Genomic DNA, 19,538 nt, shown 5'->3' on the forward strand with positions numbered 1-19,538 from the left:
GGCTTGGATCCGGCGGGGTGTTGGTCCTGGACGACACCGGCTTCATCAAGAAGGGCACGACCTCGGCCGGGGTGTCGCGGCAGTACACCGGTACCTCCGGAAAGATCGACAATCCCCCAGAGGGGGTACCCCCAGCCAGATCGGCGTGTTCGCTGCCTACGCCACCGATCGTGGTCGGGCCCTGGTCGACCGCGAGCTCTACCTGCCCAAGTCCTGGACGGGCGATCCGGACCGCTGCCGGGCCGCGAAGATCCCCGACGACTGCGGGTTCGCGACCAAAGGCGCACTGGCGCTGGCGATCGTGCGCCGCTGCATCGAGCAATAGTCAATACCTGTGGATCACGACTGTCCGTTGAGACCGAGCTTCCTCTTGCCGTAGGGGGAGAAGATCGATCCCCAGCCGGTCCAGCCGGCGTGAACCTGGGCGATCTGGGAGGGCAGCGGCATGACCGGGAGCAGGTCTCTGCCCTTGGCCCAGTTGGTGAGCAAGCCCTCGGTGGTGTCCACGGCAGAGACGACCATGGTGACCTTCGCGTTGCCGTCGACCCAGGTCTCCCACAACGCCCACCCTTCGGGGCGTGCCTCCACGCCCAGCCGGGCACAGGCATGCGAGTAGGTCTCGTCGGTGCCGACGGGCATGGCCTCGGGGCGGATGACGGCCACGGCGGCGAGAGGAACATGTGGACGCTCTGCCTCCTCCTCCAGGCATCCGTCCAGGGGAAAGTGGTAGTGCAGCAGTGCCCGTCCCAGGGCGTTGACACTACGTTGGAGCGGCCCCTCACCTTCGGTGTCGCCGGCGTACCACTGCTCGCCGGCAGCCGCGGAGGCGACTGCCTTGGCGAGCCGTTCGATCTCCCGCAAATAGTCGAGTTCGGAGAGCTCTGGCCTGGTCATGGGGGCAGTGTCGCACCGCTGAGCCGGATCTGTGCACCTGTTTTCGTGTGGTCACGCGACCTGCTCCTGGCGCTCGACCAGGATGCCGTTCTCGAAGCGGGCGCCGGAGCGGACCAGCACGACGAGGTGGGCGCCGGTGATCGCGCGCCAGCGAGCCTGGGCGGACTCGACGAGCTTGAACACCATCGCCAGGGCGGCGGCCGGGCTGCCGGCGCCGCGGGTGACCTTGGTGCGGAGCTTGACGGTGGAGGACGTGGACTCGATGGGGTTCGTGGTCCGCAGGTGGATCCAGTGCTCGGCCGGGAAGTTGTAGAAGGCCAGCAGTTCCTCCCGGTCGTCGGTGATCTTCGCGACGGCCTTGGGCCACTTCGTGCCGTAAGTCTTCACGAACGCCTCGATCGCCTTCTCCGCGTGCTTTCGGTCCTCGGCGTTGTAGATCTCCTGCATCGCCCTCGTCGCGCCCGGCTGTGCGGACTTCGGCAGGGCGTTGGTGACATTTCGGGCCTTGTGGACCCAGCACCGCTGGTGGCGGGCGGCGGGGAACACCTCGGCGAGCGCCCGCCAAAGTCCCATGGCGCCGTCGCCGACGACCAGCTCGGGGTCGCGCATGCCGCGTCAGCGGCAGTCGCGCAGCAGGTCAGCCCACGACTCGGTCGACTCCCGAAGCCCCTCGGCCAGCGCGATCAGCTCCTTGGTGCCGTCCAGCCGGACGCCGAGCAGGACCAGCAGGCACGAGTGTGCCTGGCCGAGGCGGACCTTGGGGTGCACACCATCGGCCCACACGTAGACGTAGTCGGTCTGCGACAGGTCGCGCCGCTGGAAAGCGGCGTGGTCGTCCTGCCACTGCTTCGTCAGCCGGGTCACGGTCGCGGGTGACAGGCCGGCCGCGCCGCCGAGGAACTGCTCCAGCGCCGGCACGAAGTCCCCCGAGGACAGCCCGTGCAGGTAGAGCAGCGGCAGCACCTCGGAGACCTTCGGGGATTTGCGACACCACGGGGCCAGGATCCTCGACGAGAACCGCTTGCGCTCGCCGGTGGCCTCGTCGATGCGGCGGTCGTTCACCCGGGGCGCAGTGACCTCGACCGGGCCGGCCGCGGTGACCACGGTGCGGGGCCGGTGGTGGCCGTTGCGGACCACCAGGCGGTGCCCTCGCTCGTCGGTCTCGGCAGTCAACTCGGCTATGTACTGGTTGACTTCCGCCTCCAGCGCGGCGGCCAGCATGCGACGGGCGCCCTCACGGGCGATCTCGTCGATCAGGGAGCCGGACTGGGTCGAGCCGTCGTCGGTGACTACGGTGAGCATGGGCGTGCCTTCCCGACCCGCGCTGCAACGCGGGCCTACTCGATGACCATCACGGGATCAATCGGGAAGGTACGTCCTCCGCATTCCTCCCGGAACCGATCCACAGGTCTTGAGCATTGCTCGCTGCATCGCCGCCGGCCTGCCCGCCGCCTGGTGACTGCGGACGAGGCCTACGGGCAGGGCTGGGCCTTCCGCCGGGCACTCGAGGAGCTCGGCCTCGGCTACGTGGTCGCGGTGCCCAAGTCCCAGCGGGTCAAGTCCCTGGCCGGAACCTGGCGCATCAACCTTCTCTGCACCAAGTCCGGTAGGGCTTATTGCTCGCGGGGCTCAGTCGTAGAGAGGGGAGACTCGGAGTCGTACTCGAAGGTCTCTATGGCGGCGTCGGCGGGGAACTCTGGGTGGTCGTGCCAGATTTGGGCGAGGGCGACCAGCAGGTTCCACGAGGCGGTTGCGTGCAGCTCGGTCTCCGCCGCGCGCTCGGGCGATGAGGCTCGGTGGAAGCGCACCGCCGCAACCTGTTTGGTTGCGGCCAGTCGCAGGGCTGTGGCAGCGCGACGGGCTTCGCCTTGGAGTAGGGCCGCGTCGGGGATTCGCGCAAACACGAAACCGCTCAGCTGTGCGATCTGGTCCTCGGTGATCCGCTCCACTGTCTCCCCTGAGCCTTCCCCGGGACGTGGACACCGGAGTTTCATGCGGCGAGGGTGATCCTATGGGACGCCGCTGTCTGATGTTCGAACTGGATCGGGCTGAGGTAGCCGAGGGTGGAGTGGCGGCGGCGGAGGTTGTAGAAGGAGATCCAGCGGAACACGTCCAGCCGCGCCTGATGCCGGCTGGCCCAGCGCGCGCCGTGCATCAACTCGCGTTTCAGCGAGGCGAAGAAGCTCTCCGCGGCGGCGTTGTCGTAGCTGGAGCCGACCTTCCCCATGCTCCGCCGGACACCGTAACGCCGGCAGAGTCTCGCGAACTCGGCCGAGCCGTCTTGCGAGCCCCTGCCCGAGTGAAAGATCACGCCTTCGACTCTTGGATCAACAAGATCCAAGTGTCAGGGTGTCCACGTCGCGGGGCAAAGCTCAGTCGCCGACATTGACACGCGGCACGGCCAAGGCCCGGGCAAGCGAACCAGCCACATCTTCCCGCTCGGCCACCGGGGTCGGTGGAGGACAACGCGCACAGCCAAAGCTCCCTCACTTCGCCGTCGACAAAACGTCCAGTCACAGATCCCAGGAGCGCGGCCGCTCCAGCGCCGCCCACTCCGGACGGAGCAGGGAGAGCATCGCGATGTCGTACCGCCGTCCCCGGTGGAGGCAGGCGGACCGCCGGACTCCCTCGTGGGTAAAGCCGGCACGGGCAAGGACTGTGAGCGCCGGGGCATTGCCCGTGTGAGGGAGCGCTTCGAGGCGGTGCAGCGGGAGTTCGCCGAATGCGAGGTCGGCCAGGGCATCCAGGGCAGCGCGCCCATAGCCGCGGCCGCGGTGGTCCGAATCGACGATGAGACGGACGGTGGCGGTGCCATCGGACATGTTCTGCTCGGCCAGGGCTGCCGCGCCGACCGGCGTGCCGTCCGGGAGCAGAACGAGGAAGCCGTCGTGGTCGGCGTCGTCGATGTCGCGCTCGATCTGTTCGCGTATCGCCGAGAGCGGGCGCGGTCAGTGGCCCAGCTCGTGCGCGGCCACCGGCTCGGACCGCCACGCGTGCAGCAGCTCGGCGTCGTCCACGTCAAGCGGGACAAGGGTAATGATCGGGGAGGCGTTCTCGCTGGTCATGGGCGGATGCTAGCGAACGTATGTCCCAGACAAGCTGGGACAGCAGTGGGACGCAGCGCCCCAGCCGTCTCCCAGAGCGACGGCCAACCCGAGCGGGCCGGGCAGTGCGCCTCGGCGGGCAGGTGGAACGGGGCGCGCCGTACCAGGCGTAGCGCTGACGCCTGGTGACGCGGTCGGTGCCACCCCACCCTGTGGTCCGGGGGCTGCTTCCTCCGGCCGAGCACGCTGCCGACGCACGACGTGCCCGGCGAGGGGCCGGGCCAGGACACCGCCGGACCCGTTGCGGACGGCCGCCGGTTCAGCACGTGCCCGGTGGGAACACGCGGGCTCATGGCAGACGAGCACAGCAGACATGACCGGCGAGCCGAGGGACCGGCCCGTGGCGGCCTGGAAGGGCCCAGCAGCCCTCTGGACGTTCCGGCACGGGGCTGGTGGCAGGTGCTGAAACGCACGGCTCGCGAGTTCATGGCCGACGAACTCCCCGACCGGGCGGCCGCCCTCACCTACTACGGCATCCTGGCGATCTTCCCGGCACTCTTGGTGCTGGTGTCCGTCCTGGCCCTCGCCGGGACCTCGGCGACGGACACCGTCCTCGACAACCTGCGGTCACTCGCACCCGGACCCGCCCGCGACATCCTGCACAGCGCGATCACCCAGCTGCAGAACGGCCGCGCCGCAGGCGGCTTCCTCGCCGTCATCGGCCTCGCCGGCGCTCTGTGGTCGGCGTCCGGGTACATCGGTGCGTTCATCCGCGCCGCCAACGCCGTCTACGACATCCGCGAGGGCCGGCCGATGTGGAAGACCACGCCGCTGCGGATCGGCCTGACGCTGCTGACGATGGTCCTGCTCGTGCTCTGTGCGGTGATCGTCGTCTTCACCGGCCGGGTCGCCCGACGCGCCGGTGACCTGCTCGGCCTCGGTGACACCGCGCTCACCGTCTGGGCCGTCGCCAAGTGGCCGGCCCTCGTGCTACTCGTCGCTCTGATGATCGCCCTGCTGTACTGGGCGGCCCCGAACGTCCGCGGCCGCGGCCTGCGCTGGACCTCCCCCGGCAGCCTGCTCGCCGTGTTGCTCTGGCTCGCGCTCTCCGCCGGCTTCGCCGCCTACGTCGCCAACTTCGGCTCCTACAACAAGACCTACGGCACCCTCGCCGGTGTCGTCGTCTTCCTCGTCTGGCTGTGGCTGACCAACCTCGCCGTCCTCCTCGGCCTCGAACTCGACGCCGAACTCGCCCGCGAACAGGCCATCCGCACCGGACAGCCCCGGACCCTGGAACCGTACGTCGCCCCCCGGGACACCCGGACATGGCACGACGAGGACGACGACCTCGACCCGCCGGGTCGGTAGCACCCGTGCCGATCCGCGCAGCCGTCCACGGCACGGATCGCCCCACGGCCCGCTTCTGCCTCAACGAGGCGCGGCCGTGGCCGCGGCCGCGGCCGCGGCCGCGTGTGCGGCCTCTTCAGCAGCCCCGGGATCCGGCGCGCCGGGCTCGCCGGGCAGCATCAGCTCGGCCCAGACCCTCTTTCCGCAGCCGTCCGGTGCGGAGCCCCAGACGGCCGCAGTACGCTCCACGACCGCCAGACCGCGCCCCTTGGCGTCGGAGGGTCGGTGGAACGCGTCGATGCGGGGCGGTTCCGGGCTCCGGTCGGTGACGGCGATCCGCAGCCGGCCGGGCCGCCGCTGCAGGACGAGGGCGAGCGGACCGTCGGCGTGCTCGGCCGCGTTCGCCAGGAGCTCGGCCGCCACCAGGACGGCCTCTTCGGCCGTGGGGTGGCCGATCAGCTGCCAGTCGGCGAGGGTCCGGCGGGTGAAGTCGATGCCGTCGGCCACGCAGGCGCCGCCCGAGTGGAGTGGGAATTCCAGTCGGCGGCGCTCCTCGGACGCGGAGGAGGGAGAAGTGCACATGGTGGATCCCGGTCGGTCAGAGTTCTCCGGCCCCGCGTCTGCCCGGCTCGGGATCACCCACACGTCGGAAGCCGGCGGCCGGAGGCGTGGCGGACGAGGTCCTCGACCAGCACGGCGCCGGGACGCCGCTGGGTGGGAGGCGCTGCCCGCGCCACCAGCCCGGTCCCGGTCCCGGTCCCGGTCCTGTGAAGCATCCCCCGACCGCGGGACGTCCGGGAACGGATCTGCGGCACAGGTCGGGGCGATCACAGCCCACAGCGGCAACGAAGGGCCCCCGGCCGTCTTCTCGGCCTGGCGACCTTCGCTGGTGACGGTGTCGCCGGGGGGGCGGGCTGTCCTCCTCCGCCGCATGTTCCTGCCCCGGTCCGGGTCCGGGTGCGTAGGTGTCTGAGTGGAACGAGCGGTGCGCGCTGTCGTCCGCCCGGCCCGGACCAGGGACCGGTCCGGGGTTCGCTCCAGCAGCACGAACGCCGGTTCGACCCCCTTGTCCGCACACCCCGGAAGAAGGCGATCGCGCCCCCGTCCGTTGCAGCCGACCCCTGAGCCGTCTCCACCGCCCCTGGACCGGCCGGCGCGGGAGCCCGCTCCGTCCGCGCGTCGCTTCCGCGCCCGCGGGCCACGTCCACGTACGGCACCTCGCGCCCGTCGGCGGCCGGTCCCTCAAACGCAACGCGCGTGAGCCGGGTCCGCCGCACCGGGCCACGCGCGACGGCGCCGTCGACGTCCTCTTCCAGCCGGAACGGCGGGGCGCGCCCCGCCGTGCGGGTGACCTGCGGTGAGCGCGCCACATGCCGAGCGGCCGGGCGGGTACCCGCGGACCATGCGCGCACTCGTCATCAACTGCACCCTCAAACCGTCCCCCGAGCCGTCGAACACCGAGGCGCTGGCCGCCGTCGTCGGAGCCGAGCTCACCTCCCTCGGTGTGGAGGTGGACACCGTTCGCGCCGTCGACCTGGACCTCAGGCCCGGCGTGAAGACGGACATGGGCGCGGGCGACCAGTGGCCGGCCGTCCACGAGAAGCTGCTGGCCGCCGAGATCCTGGTCGTCGCCTCGCCGACCTGGGTCGGCCGTCCCTCCTCGATCGCCCAGCGGGTGCTGGAGCGGATGGACGCGATGATCTCCGAGACCGACGACGAAGGCCGCCCGCCCGGGTACGGCAGGGTCGCCGGGGTGGTCGTCACCGGCAACGAGGACGGTGCCCACCACGTCATCAGCGAGATCTGCGGCGGCCTCGTCGACATCGGCTACACGATTCCGGCGCAGGCCTGGACGTACTGGCACCTCGGCCCGGGCCCCGGCCCCGACTACCTCGACGAGGACAAGGGCCACGAGTGGGCCCACTCCACCGGCCGCACCATGGCCCGCAACCTGCACCACGTCGCCACCGCCCTCGCCGGCCGCGACTGGCCCGCCCCCGCCCAGTAGTCCCTGTGCGGCGCCGGCGACGGCACCGATTCCGGTACCCGCCGGCGCCGCCGCCCGAGTTTTCGCCCCGGCCGCGGGGGCAGGCGCCCGGCATGGACCAGTCACAGGCCCCCGTCCTCGAAGCGCTCGCGGCCCACCACGCGAACCCGCCGACCGCGTTCACCCCGCCGGGTCACAAGCAGGGCCGCGGCGCCGACCCGCGTGTCCTGGAGGTCCTCGGCGCGGACGTCTTCCGCTCCGACGTGCTTGCGGTGTCCGGCCTGGACGACCGCACCTCCTCCCGGCACATCCTCGAACACGCACAGGAACTGATGGCCGAGGCGGTGGGCGCGGAGCACACCTTCCTCTCCACCTGCGGCAGTTCGCTGTCGGTCAAGGCGGCCATGCTCTCCGTCGCCGGCCCGCACGAGGAGCTGCTCGTCGGACGGGACGCCCACAAGTCCGTCGTCGCCGGCCTGATCCTCGCCGGCATCCGCCCGGTCTGGGTGGACCCGCAGTGGGACCCCGACCTGCACCTGGCGCACCCGCCCTCGGCGGACGCCTTCGACTCCGCCTTCCGCAGGCACCCCGACGCCCGCGGAGCCCTCGTCACCTCCCCCACCCCGTACGGCACCTGCGCCGACCTGGCCGCGATCGCCGACACCGCCCACCGCCACGGCCGACCGCTGATCGTGGACGAGGCCTGGGGCGCCCACCTGCCCTTCCACCCCGAGCTGCCGACCTGGGCCATGGACGCGGGCGCCGACGTCTGCGTCACCTCCGTCCACAAGATGGGCTCCGCCTTCGAGCAGAGCTCCGTCTTCCACCTGCAGGGCGATCTGGTGGACCCGGCCACCCTGAAGGAGCGCGCCGACCTGCTCGGCACCACCAGCCCCTCCGTCCTGATCTACGCAGCACTCGACGGCTGGCGCCGGCAGATGGTCCAGCACGGCCGCAGCCTGTACGACGCCGCCCTCGACCTCGCCACCGGCCTGCGGGAGCGCATCGACGCGCTGGAGGGCCTGCACGTCCACGGCCGCGAGGACTTCTGCCGGCCCGGCCGCGCCGCCGACCTCGACCCGCTGCAACTCGTCGTCGACATCTCCGCGCTCGACACCACCGGCTACCTCGCGGGCGACTGGCTGCGCTCCCACCACCAGGTCGACCTGCACGTGTGCGACCACCGCCGGATCAGCGCCCAGCTCACGCACGCCGACGACACCACCACCGCGCACGCCCTCCTCTCCGCCCTCACCGAACTCGTCTCCGTCGCACCCGGCCTCCCGCCCGCCGGCAAGGTCCACGTCCCCGGCCCCGCACGGCTGCGCCTGGAACAGGTCGTGCTCCCCCGCGACGCCTTCTTCGGACCGGTGGAGGACGTGCCCGTCGAGGAGGCCGACGGGCGGATCGCCGCCGAGATGCTCACCCCGTACCCGCCGGGCATCCCGGCCGCCCTGCCGGGCGAGCGACTGAACGACGACGTCATCGCCTACCTGCGCACCGGGATCGATGCCGGGATGGTCGTCCCCGACGCCGCCGCCCCCCGGTTGAAGACCGTGCGGGTCGCCGTCGAAAGCTGATGCGGAAGGCACGGGGTGGGCGCGCAACGACCGACGGGGAATGAGGGAGCACGTCAAGGACATCGCCCCGGCTCGCGGCGAGGGCGGGACGCGCTCTCGCCCCGAGCCGGCGCAGGTCGGACGATCCGCGGCTCAGGAGCGTCCGTGAGGTCGCCCTGCCGTCCTCCGGGTCTCGGCGGCCGGGGCCGGCCGCCTACGGCTTGGTCGGATCCTGCGGCAGGGCACCGGGCTCGCCGGCCGGCCCGGGGGCACCGTCGCCGACCTCGGGGTCTTCACGCAGGACGGTGGCGGTACCCTCATCGGCCCCCTCGGTCGTGGTGCCGGCCGCGCCGTCCCCGTCATGCTCGTCCCCGTCGTGCTCGTCCCCGCTTCCGCCGCCTGCACCGCCGGTGAGGCGGGCGGCGAGCAGCCGTTTGGCCGTCTCCGCGCCCTTGCGGCTGTCGGCCTGCGCCTTGCGGAACAACTCGGCGACCTCGCCGTCCCCCGCGCTCTCAGCGTCCGCCGCGTACGTCTCCAGGCGCAGCGCGTTGCTCAGGCACGCCTCGGCGAACCAGAGCAGGTCGTAGTCCCTGTCCTTGGTCCCGGTGACGTGACCGGTCTCCTCGCCCATGACCGCGGCCCTCCTCCCACACCCGGCGGGCGCATCGGCCGGTGCGGACGTGCCGCAGGGCGCTGGGGTGCTTCTACCCGCCGGGGCGGAAACAACCTCGGCCGCGGGCCGGTCGGGCGCCTCGCGCGGCGCCACCCCGACCGGTCCGCGGTGGGCCGGTGATCACCAGGGGACGACGCCGTCGTCCTCGAAGAAGCAACCGGTCGGGCCTCCGTCGGGGAGGGTGGCGAGCCGGATCGGGGTGGCTGCGCCCTGTGCGGGGGTGCGGGGTCCGTGGAAGCCGGTGAAGTCGGTCGCGACCAGGCCCGGGCAGGCGGCGTTGATGAGGATGTCGGTACCGGCGAACTGCCGGGCGTACTGCAGGGTGAGGGCGTTGAGGAAGGACTTCGACGGCGCGTAGGCCGCCATGATCGGGCCGACCTCGATGTCCGGGTCCGCCTGGCGGGCCAGGGAGCCGACGCTGCTGGAGACGTTGACGATGCGCGGCGAGGCCGAGCGCCGCAGCAGCGGCAGCATCGCGTTGGTCACCCGGACGACGCCCATGACGTTGGTGTCCACGACGGTGCGGAGCACCTCCAGGTCGAGGGCGGTCGGCTCCTGTAGCCATCCCGGGCCCATCTCGCCGGGGATTCCGGCGTTGTTGACCAGGGCGTCCAGGCGTCCGGCCAGTCGTTCGACCAGTTCTGCGGCATCGGTGACGCTCCGGTCGTCGGTCACGTCCAGCGGTACCTCGAAGGCGTCCACGCCGGCGGCGCGCAGCTTGCCGACGGCGGTTTCACGCCGGGTCGCATCGCGGGCTCCCACACCGACGCGGTAGCCGAGGCGGCCCAGTCCGGCCGCGATCTCGTACCCGATGCCCTTGTTCGCGCCGGTCACCAGCGCGATCATCGTTTCGCTCATGCAGATGATGCTGGCCGGTGGGCGGGTGGTGCGGCCAACACCGGTACGGTGCCCTGTCATACCCGGCGGGTATCACCGCGTATGCTGTCGGCCGTGGACTCCCCGGAAACCCCCCTGGAAACCCGCGAGTTGAGGTACTTCGTGGCTGTGGCCGAGGAGTTGCACTTCGGGCGTGCCGCCGAGCGCCTCGGCATGGCCCAGCCGCCGCTGTCACGGGCGATCCAGCAGCTCGAACGGCGCCTCGGGGTCTGTCTGCTGGAGCGCGACCGCCGCGGTGTCCGCCTGACCGGCGCCGGAGAGGTGCTCTTGCAGGAGGGCCGGGCGGCTCTCGACGCGGCCGCTGCCGCCGTCCGCCGCACCCGGCGCGCCGGGGGTGCCGACAGCCCTGGGGGCCCCCGCGACCGGCTGGTGCTCGCGGTGAAGGCGGCCGCGTCCCATGAGCTGTTGCGCAAGCTCCTCGATGCCTACGCGGTCGAACCCGGCAGCGCCGAGGTCGAGGTGCTGCTGTGCGGCATGTGCGAGCAGGAGGAGCTGCTGCGCGACGGACGTGCCGATGTCGCGCTCATGCACACCCCGTGGAACTCCCTCGCCGGATTCGACAGCGAGACGCTCATGACCGAGGGGCAGGTCGCCCTCCTGCCTGCCGGGCACCCGCTGGCCGCCCGCGAGACCCTGTCCCTGGCCGAGGTCAGGGACGTCCCCGATCTGCCGCTCGCCCGCTGGCCCACCCACGGCACCTACGCCCCCGGGCCGGGCCCCGAGATCCACAACCAGACGCAACTGGCCCAACTGATCGCCCTCGGACGCACGGTGGCGGTCGTCCCCGACTCCGCCCGCTCCTGGCTGTGGGCCGAGCACGCGGCCGTCCCGCTGACCGACGCGCCTCCCGTCGTGACCCACATAGCCTGGCCCGCACACAGTCGTTCCCTCGCCCTGGCCTGCCTGGTCCGCACGGCCACACGGCTGTGACCGGCCCCTGCCCCACCGGCCACCGCCCGGGACGGCTCGGACAGCCCCAGGACCCACGAGACCGATGAGACAGGCCCTCAGGACCCGGACCGTCCGGGACGGCAGACGAATCGACTCCGTCGCCGGTTGAGAGCCCGTCACGCGCACGTCTCCCACAGCGGGCCCCACCGCATCCCCTGGACCGAGCCGGACACGGCGACGGCTTCCGCCACCCGGCTGTGCGTCCCCGCCCGCCTGAACGCCGGAGAGCACACCGACCGGGCCGTGAGCGCCGGCAGTCTCGGACGAGGTGACCAGGAGAGCCGGTACCTGGAAATGACACGGGCCGTCGTGTCAGCCCCGGCCGGGACTGACACGACGGCCCGTGACGTCCTACTCCTCCGGCTCCCAGGCGCGGAGCAGGTCGAACAGCCCGGCGTCGCCGTCGATCCGCACGGAGTCCGCCGGGACACGGTCGTAGAGGAAGAGGACCAGCTCACCGGCTGTCGCGTGGGCGGAGACAGCGGCTGCGTCCGGGCCCTCGGCCCCGGTGGCGGCGGGCAGACGGGTGGTCCGGGCGCCGTCGCCGTCGACCGTGAGGCGCCAGGAGCGCCCCTCGGCGGCGTGGAAGTCGAAGGCGGTGGGCTTGTGCGGCCACGCGCTGGGCGTCGCGACGCAGGTGAACAGGAACTCCTCGACACCGTCGAGGGCCGCCTCGGCCGGCAGCGGCTGCGGGGCACCCACGGCGAGCCGGGCGTCGTAGGTGTGCACCGCGCTCTCCTGGACCCGGTGCCGGGCGACCCCGCCGGAGGTCCGCGGCGTCTGCAGGGCACTCCACCACGCCCAGCAGCCGGCGTCCGGGCCCGCCTCCCGCAGCGCACCCAGCAGCAGCTGCGTCGACTCCTCCAGCCAGGCCACCAGGGCCTCGCGCTCCCGCGGTACGACCAGGGCGGCCCGCGCGGCGGCGGCCCCGGCCGGCGGGGCGTCGGCGGGGCCCGCACCGACGATGGCGGCCCAGAAGCGGTCGCCGCCACCCAGGTGCTGCGCCAGGTCGAACAGCGTCCACTCGGGGCAGGTCGGCACCTGCGCGTCGAGGTCGGGCGCGGAGGCGACCGCGGCCCGGAACGCGGTCGACCGTTCGTCGATCAGCCGCAGGAGGTCGGAGAAATCGAGAGTGTTCTGCACCCGGGGTGTCTATCACCTGCTCGGCCCACGGGAAAACGGTTTTCCCCGGCCACCGCGGCAGCGGCGCAGCACGGGCCCGCTCGGGCCGGAGCCGCGAACGGCGGCCCACCGCCCGCCTGCTGTCCCGGCGTCAGCCGCGTCACGTCCTGGACGCCCCGGAAGACCGGCACGACGTGTCCCGGGCCGGCCGCTGATCGTCTAGAGCGCGATGTCGGGGTGGAGGCGGGCGACGGTCCAGGTGCGGTGGCGCCGGACGGTGAGCGTGGTGGCGGTGAGGGCGGCGGCGGCGAAGGCGGCCAGGACGAGGACGTCGCGGACGAGATGGGCCGGTTCGCCGCCGGAGATCGTCACGCGCAGGCCGTCGACGAGGTAGGTCATCGGCAGCAGCGGGTTGAGGGCCTGGAAGAAGCCCGGGGCGGTCGGCATCGGGTAGAGGCCGCCGGAGGCGGTGAGCTGCAGGATCAGCAGGACGAGCGAGAGCACGTCGCCCGGGGCGCCCAGGGCGGTGCGCAGGAAGTGGTCGACCGCGACGAAGGAGCCCGCCGCGAGCAGCAGCAGGGCGAGGGTGAGGACGGGGTGCCGGGGGTGGAGGCCGAGGGCGAGGTCTACGACGGCGTAGAGGACCACGGCGCCGGCGCAGCCGAGCGCGGCGCCGGGGAGCCAGCCGGCGAGGGCGACGGTACGGGCGGGTGTCCGACCGGCCAGGGCCCGCGGGTTGAGGGGTCGTAGCAGGAGGTAGGCGAAGAGCCCGAAGACCCAGAGTGCGATGCCGAAGAAGAAGGGGGCGAGGCCGCGGCCGTAGACGCCGGCGGGGTGGAGGTCGGTGCGGTCGATGTGCACGGGGGTGCCGAGGACCTCGGCGGCGCGGGCGACGTGGTCGGGGTCGGTGGGCGGGATCTTCCGGAGGGCTTCGTCGGTGGTGGCGGTGAGGGTTCCGGCGGCGGCGTGGGCCTGGCCGGTGGCGGTCTGCAGGCTCTGGGCGGCCTGCTGCAGCGCGGTGAGGCCGTCGGTGGCGGTGCGGGCGCCGTCGGCGATGTCGCGGGTGCCGGTGTCGACCAGGCGCAGCGGGGTCCGGGCGTCCTGGATGTGCTGTTGGAGTCCGGTGACGCCGTCCTGGAGCCGGTGGGCGTGGTCGAGGTTCTGCCGGGCTTCGGTGTCGGCGGCGGTTGCGGCGGCGTCGAGTCGGCCTGCGGTGTCGTCGAGTTGCCGGGCCTGCTGGAGGAGGGCCTGGTAGGCGGGGTCGTCCGCGAGGCCCGGGTGGTGGTCGGCGAGGGCGGTGAGGCGGGTGGTCTGCTCGCCGGTGGCGGTCTTGATGCGGGTGGTGGTGTCGTGGACGGTGTGCGTTCCGTCGGCGGCGAGTTCGGCGGTGCGGACGAGGGCGGCCGCGGCGGCGGGGAGGTCGGCGGCGGCCTTGCGGTCCAGGAGTTCGGTGGCCCGGTCGAGTTGGGTGACGGCGGCGGAGATGCTGTCGCTGCCGGCGGCGACCTGGGCGGATCCGGTGTGCAGGGCGGTGGTGCCGCTGGTGAGGGCGGCGGCGCCGCGGCCGGCGGTGTCGGTGGCGTCCTGGAGGCGGTGGGCGCCGTCGGAGGCGGTGGCGAGGCGGTCTCGGATGCCGCCGAGTTCGCCGTACAGGGCGCGGACGTAGGCGGCGTGCGCGGCCGAGTCGACCTGTGCCTGGAGACGGGACTGGACGACTTCGGTCATGATGCCCGCGATGTAGTTGTTCGCGTCGTTGAGTTCGATGGTGATGCCGGCCTTCTCCGGGCGGTCGGTGCCGCCGGTGGCGAGCCGCGCGCTGAAGTCGCCGGGGATGTGCAGGACGAAGAAGTAGCGTCCGGACCTGAGGCCGGCGTGTGCCGCGTCGGCGTCGACGAACCGCCAGCCGAAGTCGCCGGAGGCCTTGAGCTGTTGAACGAGCTGGGCGCCGGCGTCGACCGGTTCCCCGGTGATGCTGTGGGCGGGGCGGTCCTCGTCGACGACCGCCACCGGGATGCGCGAGGTCCTGCCGTACGGGTCCCAGTTCGCCCAGAGGTACATGGCGCCGTACAGGAGCGGGATCAGGCAGAGCAGCAGGGGGACGAAGCGGCGCAGCGGTCCGCGGAAGCGGCGCAGTTCCAGGGCGGCCAGGCGCAGCGCGGTCATGCCGCCTCGCTTCCGACCGCCGGGGAGGCCGCCGCGGGCAGGGAGCGGGCCCGTAGGAGGTGGGCGGTGTGCCGGGGCAGGCTCAGCGTGTGGTGCGGGCCGAGCGGTGGTGGTGCGGTGTCGGCGGCGAGCACGGTGCAGCCGGTGCCGCAGACCTGTTGGAGGGCGTGCCAGATGCGGTGGTGGTCGGCGGGTGGGCAGCCGTGGGTGGCGTCGTCGACGACGAGGACGGCGGGCTTCTGGGCCAGGGTCAGGGCGACGGCGAGCAGGACCCGGTCGGCCGGGTGCAGGTCTTCGGTGAGGGCGGCGGGGTCGGGGGCGATGGCGGTCACGGCGAGGGCTTCGGCCACCAGCGTCCGTGTGGTTCCCGGGTGGAGCCAGGTCCGTTCGGCGATGTGCTCGGCGACGGTCAGGCGGCCCTCCAGCGCGACGGCCGGCTCGGCGCGGGCGACGGCCACGGCCGTGCGTACCGCTGCGGTGTCGCGTCGTCGGCCGGGCAGCCTGTACTGCCCGACCTGCACGGTGCCCGCCGTGATCCGCATCCGTCCGGCGAGGGCGAGCAGCAGGCTGGTGCGGCCGGAGCCGCCCGGGCCGTGGACGACGAGCAGGCCCCCCGAGGGGACCTCCAGATCCACGTCCTCGAAGACGGGTCCGCGTGGTCCGTGGACCGCGAGGCCGTGTGCGGTGACCGGTAGTCCCTGGATCTCCATGGCAACCGGTTGTCCGCCGGGGCGGCTTCCACTCCCCCGCGGCAGTGAGATGCCGGTCACGCCGACGGCCGGAGGTGCAGGAGAGTCCCGTCCGCCGGGAACACGGCACGCGGCCTGGACGTGCCGTGGGCAGTGGTGGACGCTCCGGGATCCGGAGCCGTCGGGGCGGCCGCTCCGAGGGGGTGTCCGAGGGGGTGTCTGAGGGGGGTGCGGCCCGCGGCGGGGCCGGACGTGATGCGGGCGTTCACGCCTGGACGACAAGTGACTTGACCTGGCCGCTAGAGTGGAAACGATCTTGGGGAGAGGGTTGTCGCGATGAGACTCGCAGTGGCAGGCGCCGTGCTGGCCGGTTTGATGCTGGCCGGATGTTCCTCGGCTGCCGAGGGTCGGGCCGCGCCGAGCGCGGAGAGCAGCGAACCGGTGATGTCGGTGAGCCCGCAGGGCTCTCCGGCACCGAAGGCCTGCGCATCGCCGCGGCCCACGTCGAGCTGGATGGGCGGCTCCACCACAGGCCTTCCGGACGACGTGCGCTGCCTGCCCCACGTCCTGGACGGCGAGACGCTCGTGCCTCCGCCCGAAGCCGCGGACGCCGTGGGAGGAGGTCGGGCCCTGACGATCCACGTGACGGAAGACACCACCCCCGAGGACGCGCTGGCGCTCTGCCGCCGGCTCACCGACCTCGGCTACGGCACGGGCGGTAGCCGTGGTGTCTCGACCCTGAACGTCGGCGGCTTCGACGCCGGCCACTACATGTCGATGCCGAACCACCAGCCCTGCATGCGGATTCGGTAGTCGCCGTACCGGCCCGGACGGGACAGGGGGGCAGGCGCCCCCTCGGCACCGGCCGCCTGCACCCCCGAGGTTCGGGGTCAACGACGCCCGTCGGCCGGGGCAGTCGAGAGTGGGGGTCTTCCGAAGGACACCCGGTGCCCGCCGTCGGTGACATGGGGGACTCGTCCGGATCCGCCGGTCGCCGAGTCCCCTACGCCGGGTCCGCCCCGGCTCCTGACGCACATCGGCCCCGGCGGCAGCGCGGGGGAAGGCGCGGGCGGACCGGCTGGCCGTGGCTACAGGTGGTCGGTCTTGCGGTAGTCGAGGACGACAGCCGCGCCACCTGCACCTGAACCCAGGGCAGTCGGTCGGGTGCCCGGGGCCGGTCCGGGACACCCGTGTCCCGGACCGGCCGCCGCGGCGTCGGCGCCGTCCTCAGCCGGCCGTGGGGGCGACGCCGAGGACGGTGCCCAGCCGGGCCACGACGGCCGAGTAGTCGGTGTCGCCCTTGAGGAGCGCGGCCTTGGCCCGGGTGACCTTGGCGGCGTCGTTGGCGGTGGCAGCGGTCAGGCAGTCGGCCGCACCCTGCCGCAGGTTCGTGACCGCCGAGGACCACAGCGCCTGGGACTGCGGATCGGGGACGGGGTCGAAGTCCTTGATGATGTTGAGATCGTGGTCGAGGTCGCTGCACGCCGACCGGATCGTCATGTAGTCGGCAGGGGCGGCCGGGGCGATGGCCACGCTGCGCTTGAAGTCGCGGAGGCCGTGGTCGAGGGCCTGCATGCCCTGCCTGTGGCGGCTGTCCGCGAACCACGCGGCGAGCTTGGCCTGGGCCTCCGCGGAGAGCGTCGGCGCATCGACGGCGGACGGCGTGCTGGAGACCGACGGCGCGCCCGCCGCTGACGCCCGGCTGCTGGAGGGCGAGCCCTCACTGCATGCGGCAAGCGGGACGACGGTGACGGCGATGATCAGACCGAGCAGAAGCTGACGCATGAAATCCCCCTCGAACGAAGATCCGAAACGGTATCGCGCCCCTCCGACAGCGGCCGACGGTCGGACCGATCCGCTCCTCCCGGCATGACCGGCCGTCATGATGCTTCGGCAGGAGGACCGTCCGCGTGAGCCCGGTGCCCGTTCCGACGGTCGGCGAGGCCACGTGCGCGCCCCGCCGGCCGGCCGGCGGCCCGCAGATGTCGCCCCCGGTCCGCGCGGGCCGTGGCCGGGGTCGGGGTCGGGGTCGGGAAGATCGGGTACCCGGGGCGCGACGATGCCGGCGGGCCGCCCCGGCACTAGACTGGACCGGACCTTCCGACCCCTCGGGGAGGCTGCCATGCCCGCCGTGACCGTGGACAACGTGCTGGACCTGCCGCGTGTCGCCGAACCCGATCCGCAGGTCGCCACGCAGCGGACGGTCACCGCGGTGACCTCCGCGCCCAGCGGGTTCGAGGGCGAGGGCTTCCCGGTGTACCGGGCCTTCGCCGGTGTTCCGATGGAGGCGCTGGATCCGTTCGTCCACATGGACCAGATGGGCCAGGTCGACTACGCACCGGGCGAACCCAAGGGCACGCCCTGGCATCCGCACCGGGGCTTCGAAACCGTCACCTACATGATCGACGGTCTCTTCCAGCACCAGGACTCGCACGGGGGCGGCGGTCTGATCACCGACGGCGCCACGCAGTGGATGACCGCGGGGAGGGGGATCCTGCACATCGAGACGCCGCCCGAGGCGCTGGTCGTCTCCGGTGGGCTGTTCCACGGCATCCAGCTGTGGGTCAACCTGCCCAGGGCCAGCAAGTGGAACCCGCCCAAGTACCAGAGCATCGAAGGGCACCAGGTCACCCTGCTGTCCTCGGCCGACGGCGGCGCGCTGGTGCGGGTCATCGCCGGAGACCTCGACGGACATGCCGGCCCCGGCTCGACGTTCACGCCGATCACCCTTGCGCACGCCACCATCGCGGCCGGAGCCCGTCTGGTACTGCCCTGGCGCCCCGATTTCAACGCGCTGGTCTACGCGCTGGCGGGACACGGTTCGGTGGGGACCGAGGGCCGGCCCCTCGCCGCCCACCAGCTCGCGGTCTTCGGCCCGGGCGGCGCCCTGACCGTCACGGCGAGCAGCCGGCCCGACGGCGACACGGCCGACCTGGACGTGCTGATCCTGGGCGGCGAGCCGATCCGGGAGCCGGTCTTCCACTACGGGCCGTTCGTGATGAACACCAAGGCCGAGATCATCCAGGCCGTGGAGGACTACGAGGCGGGCCGGCTCGGGGTGATCCCGGACGACGCGATCATGCCGCACACCGCGCGGGGAGCCGATCGCCGCCCGGAACGGTGACGGCGGAGCGTGGCTCCCGGGGCCGTCGCGTCGCGCGTCGTCGGCCGCCCCGACGACAGGAACCGTCTCGGCGTTGCGGGCGACGGTGTCAGCAGTGGGTGCGCGCCTGCTTGATGCCCGGTTCGGCGCGGTGGAGGTCGAAGGTGGTGGAGAACGTCTGCCGGGCGGTGGCAAGTGTGTCGGCGAGCGGCTGGTACTTCTCGTCCTCCAGCGCGGCCACCCGGGCCAGCTCTGCGGCCGTGCTCAGTCGGCCGACGGCGACGTCCCAGGAACGGTCCGACGAACCGCCGGCCGGCTGGTCGGGCATCCGGTCGGGCAGCCTCCGCACCAGCGAGCAGGCCAGCTCGCCGTCGCTGTCGGCCTTCCGGCCGTCGGACCCGGCCGAGCTGCAGGCGGCCAGCGCCAACATCACTGCGGCCAGCGGAACAAGACGTCTCATCATGCGCGGTGTCCTTCCCCCCGGCGGGACGTGCCCGGTCAGCCTAGGGAAGCGGCCCGACCCGGACAAGGGCGTCCGCCCGGGGAAGTGGCGCACGCCGGATCGGCAGGCGGAGACCAGGCGCACCACAGGCCGCCCCGGCCGGGAACTGCCCGGGGCGGCCCAGGGTGCACGATCCCGGGGCCACCGGCTGCCGGCCGGCCCCCGGGGACGGCCGGTGTCGGCGCCGCAGGGTGCGAACGGGCCCGGGTCACCCGCCCGGGGCCCGGTTGGTCGGGGCGTACCGGGCGGCCTCCTCCGCGGTGGCGCAGATCGGGAACAGGTCCTGCGCCTCGGTCACCGCGAGCACGCGGCGCACCGCGCGGCTGGGGGTGATCAGCACGAGGGGCACGAAGCGGTCGGCCGCGTCCAGGCGTGCCCGCAGCAGGGCGTTCAGGCCGCTGGACGTGAAGAGCTCCGCCCCTGTGAGATCCACGGCCAGGACTTCGGGGAGGAGGCCGAGGGCGGTTTTCAGGGCCGCTCGCACCTCTTCCTGGTTGTCCATGTGCAGGTCCCCGGCGAGTGAGCACACCGCAACGGGGCCCACGCGCTCCACGTTCGTCTTCAGGTCGCCCGGCATGGCCGCCCTTCCTTCCCTGCGTCGTGCTCC

General features: G+C 72.8%; 17 protein-coding genes and 4 pseudogenes. 7 read left to right on the top strand and 14 right to left on the bottom strand.

Annotation, left to right across the window (positions count from 1 at the left end):
* Positions 1-14: 14 nt before the first annotated feature.
* Positions 15-310: pseudogene (locus tag AB0O09_RS25585) on the top strand (transposase); the annotation flags it as partial.
* A gap of 29 nt (positions 311-339) precedes the next feature.
* On the opposite strand, the gene AB0O09_RS25590 reads toward AB0O09_RS25585, so the two are convergent.
* The 5 genes and pseudogenes from AB0O09_RS25590 to AB0O09_RS25610 all read right to left on the bottom strand — a co-directional run bounded on the left by AB0O09_RS25590 (position 340) and on the right by AB0O09_RS25610 (position 3,824).
* On the bottom strand, positions 340-894 hold the full coding sequence (locus AB0O09_RS25590; RefSeq protein ID WP_363544838.1) for a hypothetical protein: 555 nt from the start codon (positions 892-894) through the stop codon (positions 340-342).
* Positions 895-945: 51 nt separating this feature from the next.
* Positions 946-2,196: pseudogene (locus AB0O09_RS25595) on the bottom strand (IS256 family transposase).
* Between the two features lie 311 nt (positions 2,197-2,507).
* Positions 2,508-2,843, bottom strand: coding sequence for a hypothetical protein (locus AB0O09_RS25600; protein ID WP_363544841.1), 336 nt, complete (start codon positions 2,841-2,843; stop codon positions 2,508-2,510).
* 41 nt (positions 2,844-2,884) lie between these two features.
* Positions 2,885-3,214: pseudogene (locus AB0O09_RS25605) on the bottom strand (integrase core domain-containing protein); the annotation flags it as partial.
* A gap of 193 nt (positions 3,215-3,407) precedes the next feature.
* Complete coding sequence (locus AB0O09_RS25610) at positions 3,408-3,824, bottom strand: GNAT family protein (RefSeq protein WP_363544991.1); 417 nt, start codon at positions 3,822-3,824, stop codon at positions 3,408-3,410.
* A 465-nt stretch (positions 3,825-4,289) separates the two neighbouring features.
* Between AB0O09_RS25610 and AB0O09_RS25615 the strand changes: the two genes are divergently transcribed.
* Positions 4,290-5,306 (top strand): YihY/virulence factor BrkB family protein, encoded by a 1,017-nt coding sequence (locus AB0O09_RS25615; protein WP_363544843.1) that lies wholly within the window; start codon positions 4,290-4,292, stop codon positions 5,304-5,306.
* A 60-nt stretch (positions 5,307-5,366) separates the two neighbouring features.
* Here AB0O09_RS25615 and AB0O09_RS25620 read toward each other — a convergent pair whose 3' ends face one another.
* The gene (locus tag AB0O09_RS25620) at positions 5,367-5,867 is read right to left on the bottom strand and encodes an ATP-binding protein (protein ID WP_363544846.1); all 501 of its coding nucleotides are present in this window, start codon (positions 5,865-5,867) and stop codon (positions 5,367-5,369) included.
* An 820-nt stretch (positions 5,868-6,687) separates the two neighbouring features.
* Here AB0O09_RS25620 and AB0O09_RS25625 point away from each other — a divergent pair.
* Together AB0O09_RS25625 and AB0O09_RS25630 are read left to right on the top strand one after the other, a co-directional pair.
* Positions 6,688-7,293 carry an NAD(P)H-dependent oxidoreductase gene (locus tag AB0O09_RS25625; protein WP_363544849.1) on the top strand — a complete coding sequence of 202 codons (606 nt, stop codon included), beginning with the start codon at positions 6,688-6,690 and terminating at the stop codon, positions 7,291-7,293.
* A 92-nt stretch (positions 7,294-7,385) separates the two neighbouring features.
* Positions 7,386-8,852, top strand: a complete 1,467-nt coding sequence (locus tag AB0O09_RS25630) for an ornithine decarboxylase (protein WP_363544851.1) — start codon at positions 7,386-7,388, stop codon at positions 8,850-8,852.
* Positions 8,853-9,234: 382 nt separating this feature from the next.
* Here the strand turns inward: AB0O09_RS25630 and AB0O09_RS25635 are convergent.
* Positions 9,235-9,462: pseudogene (locus tag AB0O09_RS25635) on the bottom strand (hypothetical protein); the annotation flags it as partial.
* A 162-nt stretch (positions 9,463-9,624) separates the two neighbouring features.
* On the bottom strand, positions 9,625-10,362 hold the full coding sequence (locus AB0O09_RS25640) for an SDR family oxidoreductase (protein ID WP_363544854.1): 738 nt from the start codon (positions 10,360-10,362) through the stop codon (positions 9,625-9,627).
* A gap of 81 nt (positions 10,363-10,443) precedes the next feature.
* On the opposite strand from AB0O09_RS25640, the gene AB0O09_RS25645 reads away from it, so the two are divergent.
* Complete coding sequence (locus tag AB0O09_RS25645) at positions 10,444-11,331, top strand: LysR family transcriptional regulator (protein ID WP_363544856.1); 888 nt, start codon at positions 10,444-10,446, stop codon at positions 11,329-11,331.
* A 372-nt stretch (positions 11,332-11,703) separates the two neighbouring features.
* Here the strand turns inward: AB0O09_RS25645 and AB0O09_RS25650 are convergent, their stop codons facing one another.
* From AB0O09_RS25650 to AB0O09_RS25660, 3 genes are all read right to left on the bottom strand, one after another.
* Positions 11,704-12,495 carry a maleylpyruvate isomerase family mycothiol-dependent enzyme gene (locus tag AB0O09_RS25650; RefSeq protein WP_363544859.1) on the bottom strand — a complete coding sequence of 264 codons (792 nt, stop codon included), beginning with the start codon at positions 12,493-12,495 and terminating at the stop codon, positions 11,704-11,706.
* A 198-nt stretch (positions 12,496-12,693) separates the two neighbouring features.
* Positions 12,694-14,637 (bottom strand): YhgE/Pip family protein, encoded by a 1,944-nt coding sequence (locus AB0O09_RS25655; protein ID WP_363544861.1) that lies wholly within the window; start codon positions 14,635-14,637, stop codon positions 12,694-12,696.
* A complete protein-coding gene (locus AB0O09_RS25660; RefSeq protein ID WP_363544864.1) occupies positions 14,634-15,347 on the bottom strand; it encodes an ATP-binding cassette domain-containing protein in 714 nt (237 codons plus the stop codon). Before AB0O09_RS25660 ends, AB0O09_RS25655 begins: the two co-directional genes overlap by 4 nt.
* Positions 15,348-15,674: 327 nt before the next feature.
* On the opposite strand from AB0O09_RS25660, the gene AB0O09_RS25665 reads away from it, so the two are divergent.
* A complete protein-coding gene (locus AB0O09_RS25665) occupies positions 15,675-16,139 on the top strand; it encodes a hypothetical protein (protein ID WP_363544867.1) in 465 nt (154 codons plus the stop codon).
* 414 nt (positions 16,140-16,553) lie between these two features.
* Here AB0O09_RS25665 and AB0O09_RS25670 read toward each other — a convergent pair whose 3' ends face one another.
* The gene (locus tag AB0O09_RS25670) at positions 16,554-17,111 is read right to left on the bottom strand and encodes a hypothetical protein (protein WP_363544870.1); all 558 of its coding nucleotides are present in this window, start codon (positions 17,109-17,111) and stop codon (positions 16,554-16,556) included.
* A 337-nt stretch (positions 17,112-17,448) separates the two neighbouring features.
* Here AB0O09_RS25670 and AB0O09_RS25675 point away from each other — a divergent pair, with 337 nt between their 5' ends.
* Positions 17,449-18,450 (top strand): pirin family protein, encoded by a 1,002-nt coding sequence (locus AB0O09_RS25675; protein WP_363544872.1) that lies wholly within the window; start codon positions 17,449-17,451, stop codon positions 18,448-18,450.
* Positions 18,451-18,538: 88 nt separating this feature from the next.
* Here AB0O09_RS25675 and AB0O09_RS25680 read toward each other — a convergent pair whose 3' ends face one another.
* Positions 18,539-18,892: a hypothetical protein gene (locus AB0O09_RS25680; protein ID WP_363544875.1), complete on the bottom strand. Its 354-nt coding sequence runs from the start codon at positions 18,890-18,892 to the stop codon at positions 18,539-18,541.
* Positions 18,893-19,139: 247 nt separating this feature from the next.
* Complete coding sequence (locus AB0O09_RS25685) at positions 19,140-19,508, bottom strand: STAS domain-containing protein (protein WP_363544878.1); 369 nt, start codon at positions 19,506-19,508, stop codon at positions 19,140-19,142.
* Positions 19,509-19,538: the final 30 nt, after the last annotated feature.

Source organism: Kitasatospora sp. NPDC093679 (assembly GCF_040683455.1).
Lineage (GTDB): Bacteria > Actinomycetota > Actinomycetes > Streptomycetales > Streptomycetaceae > Kitasatospora > Kitasatospora arboriphila.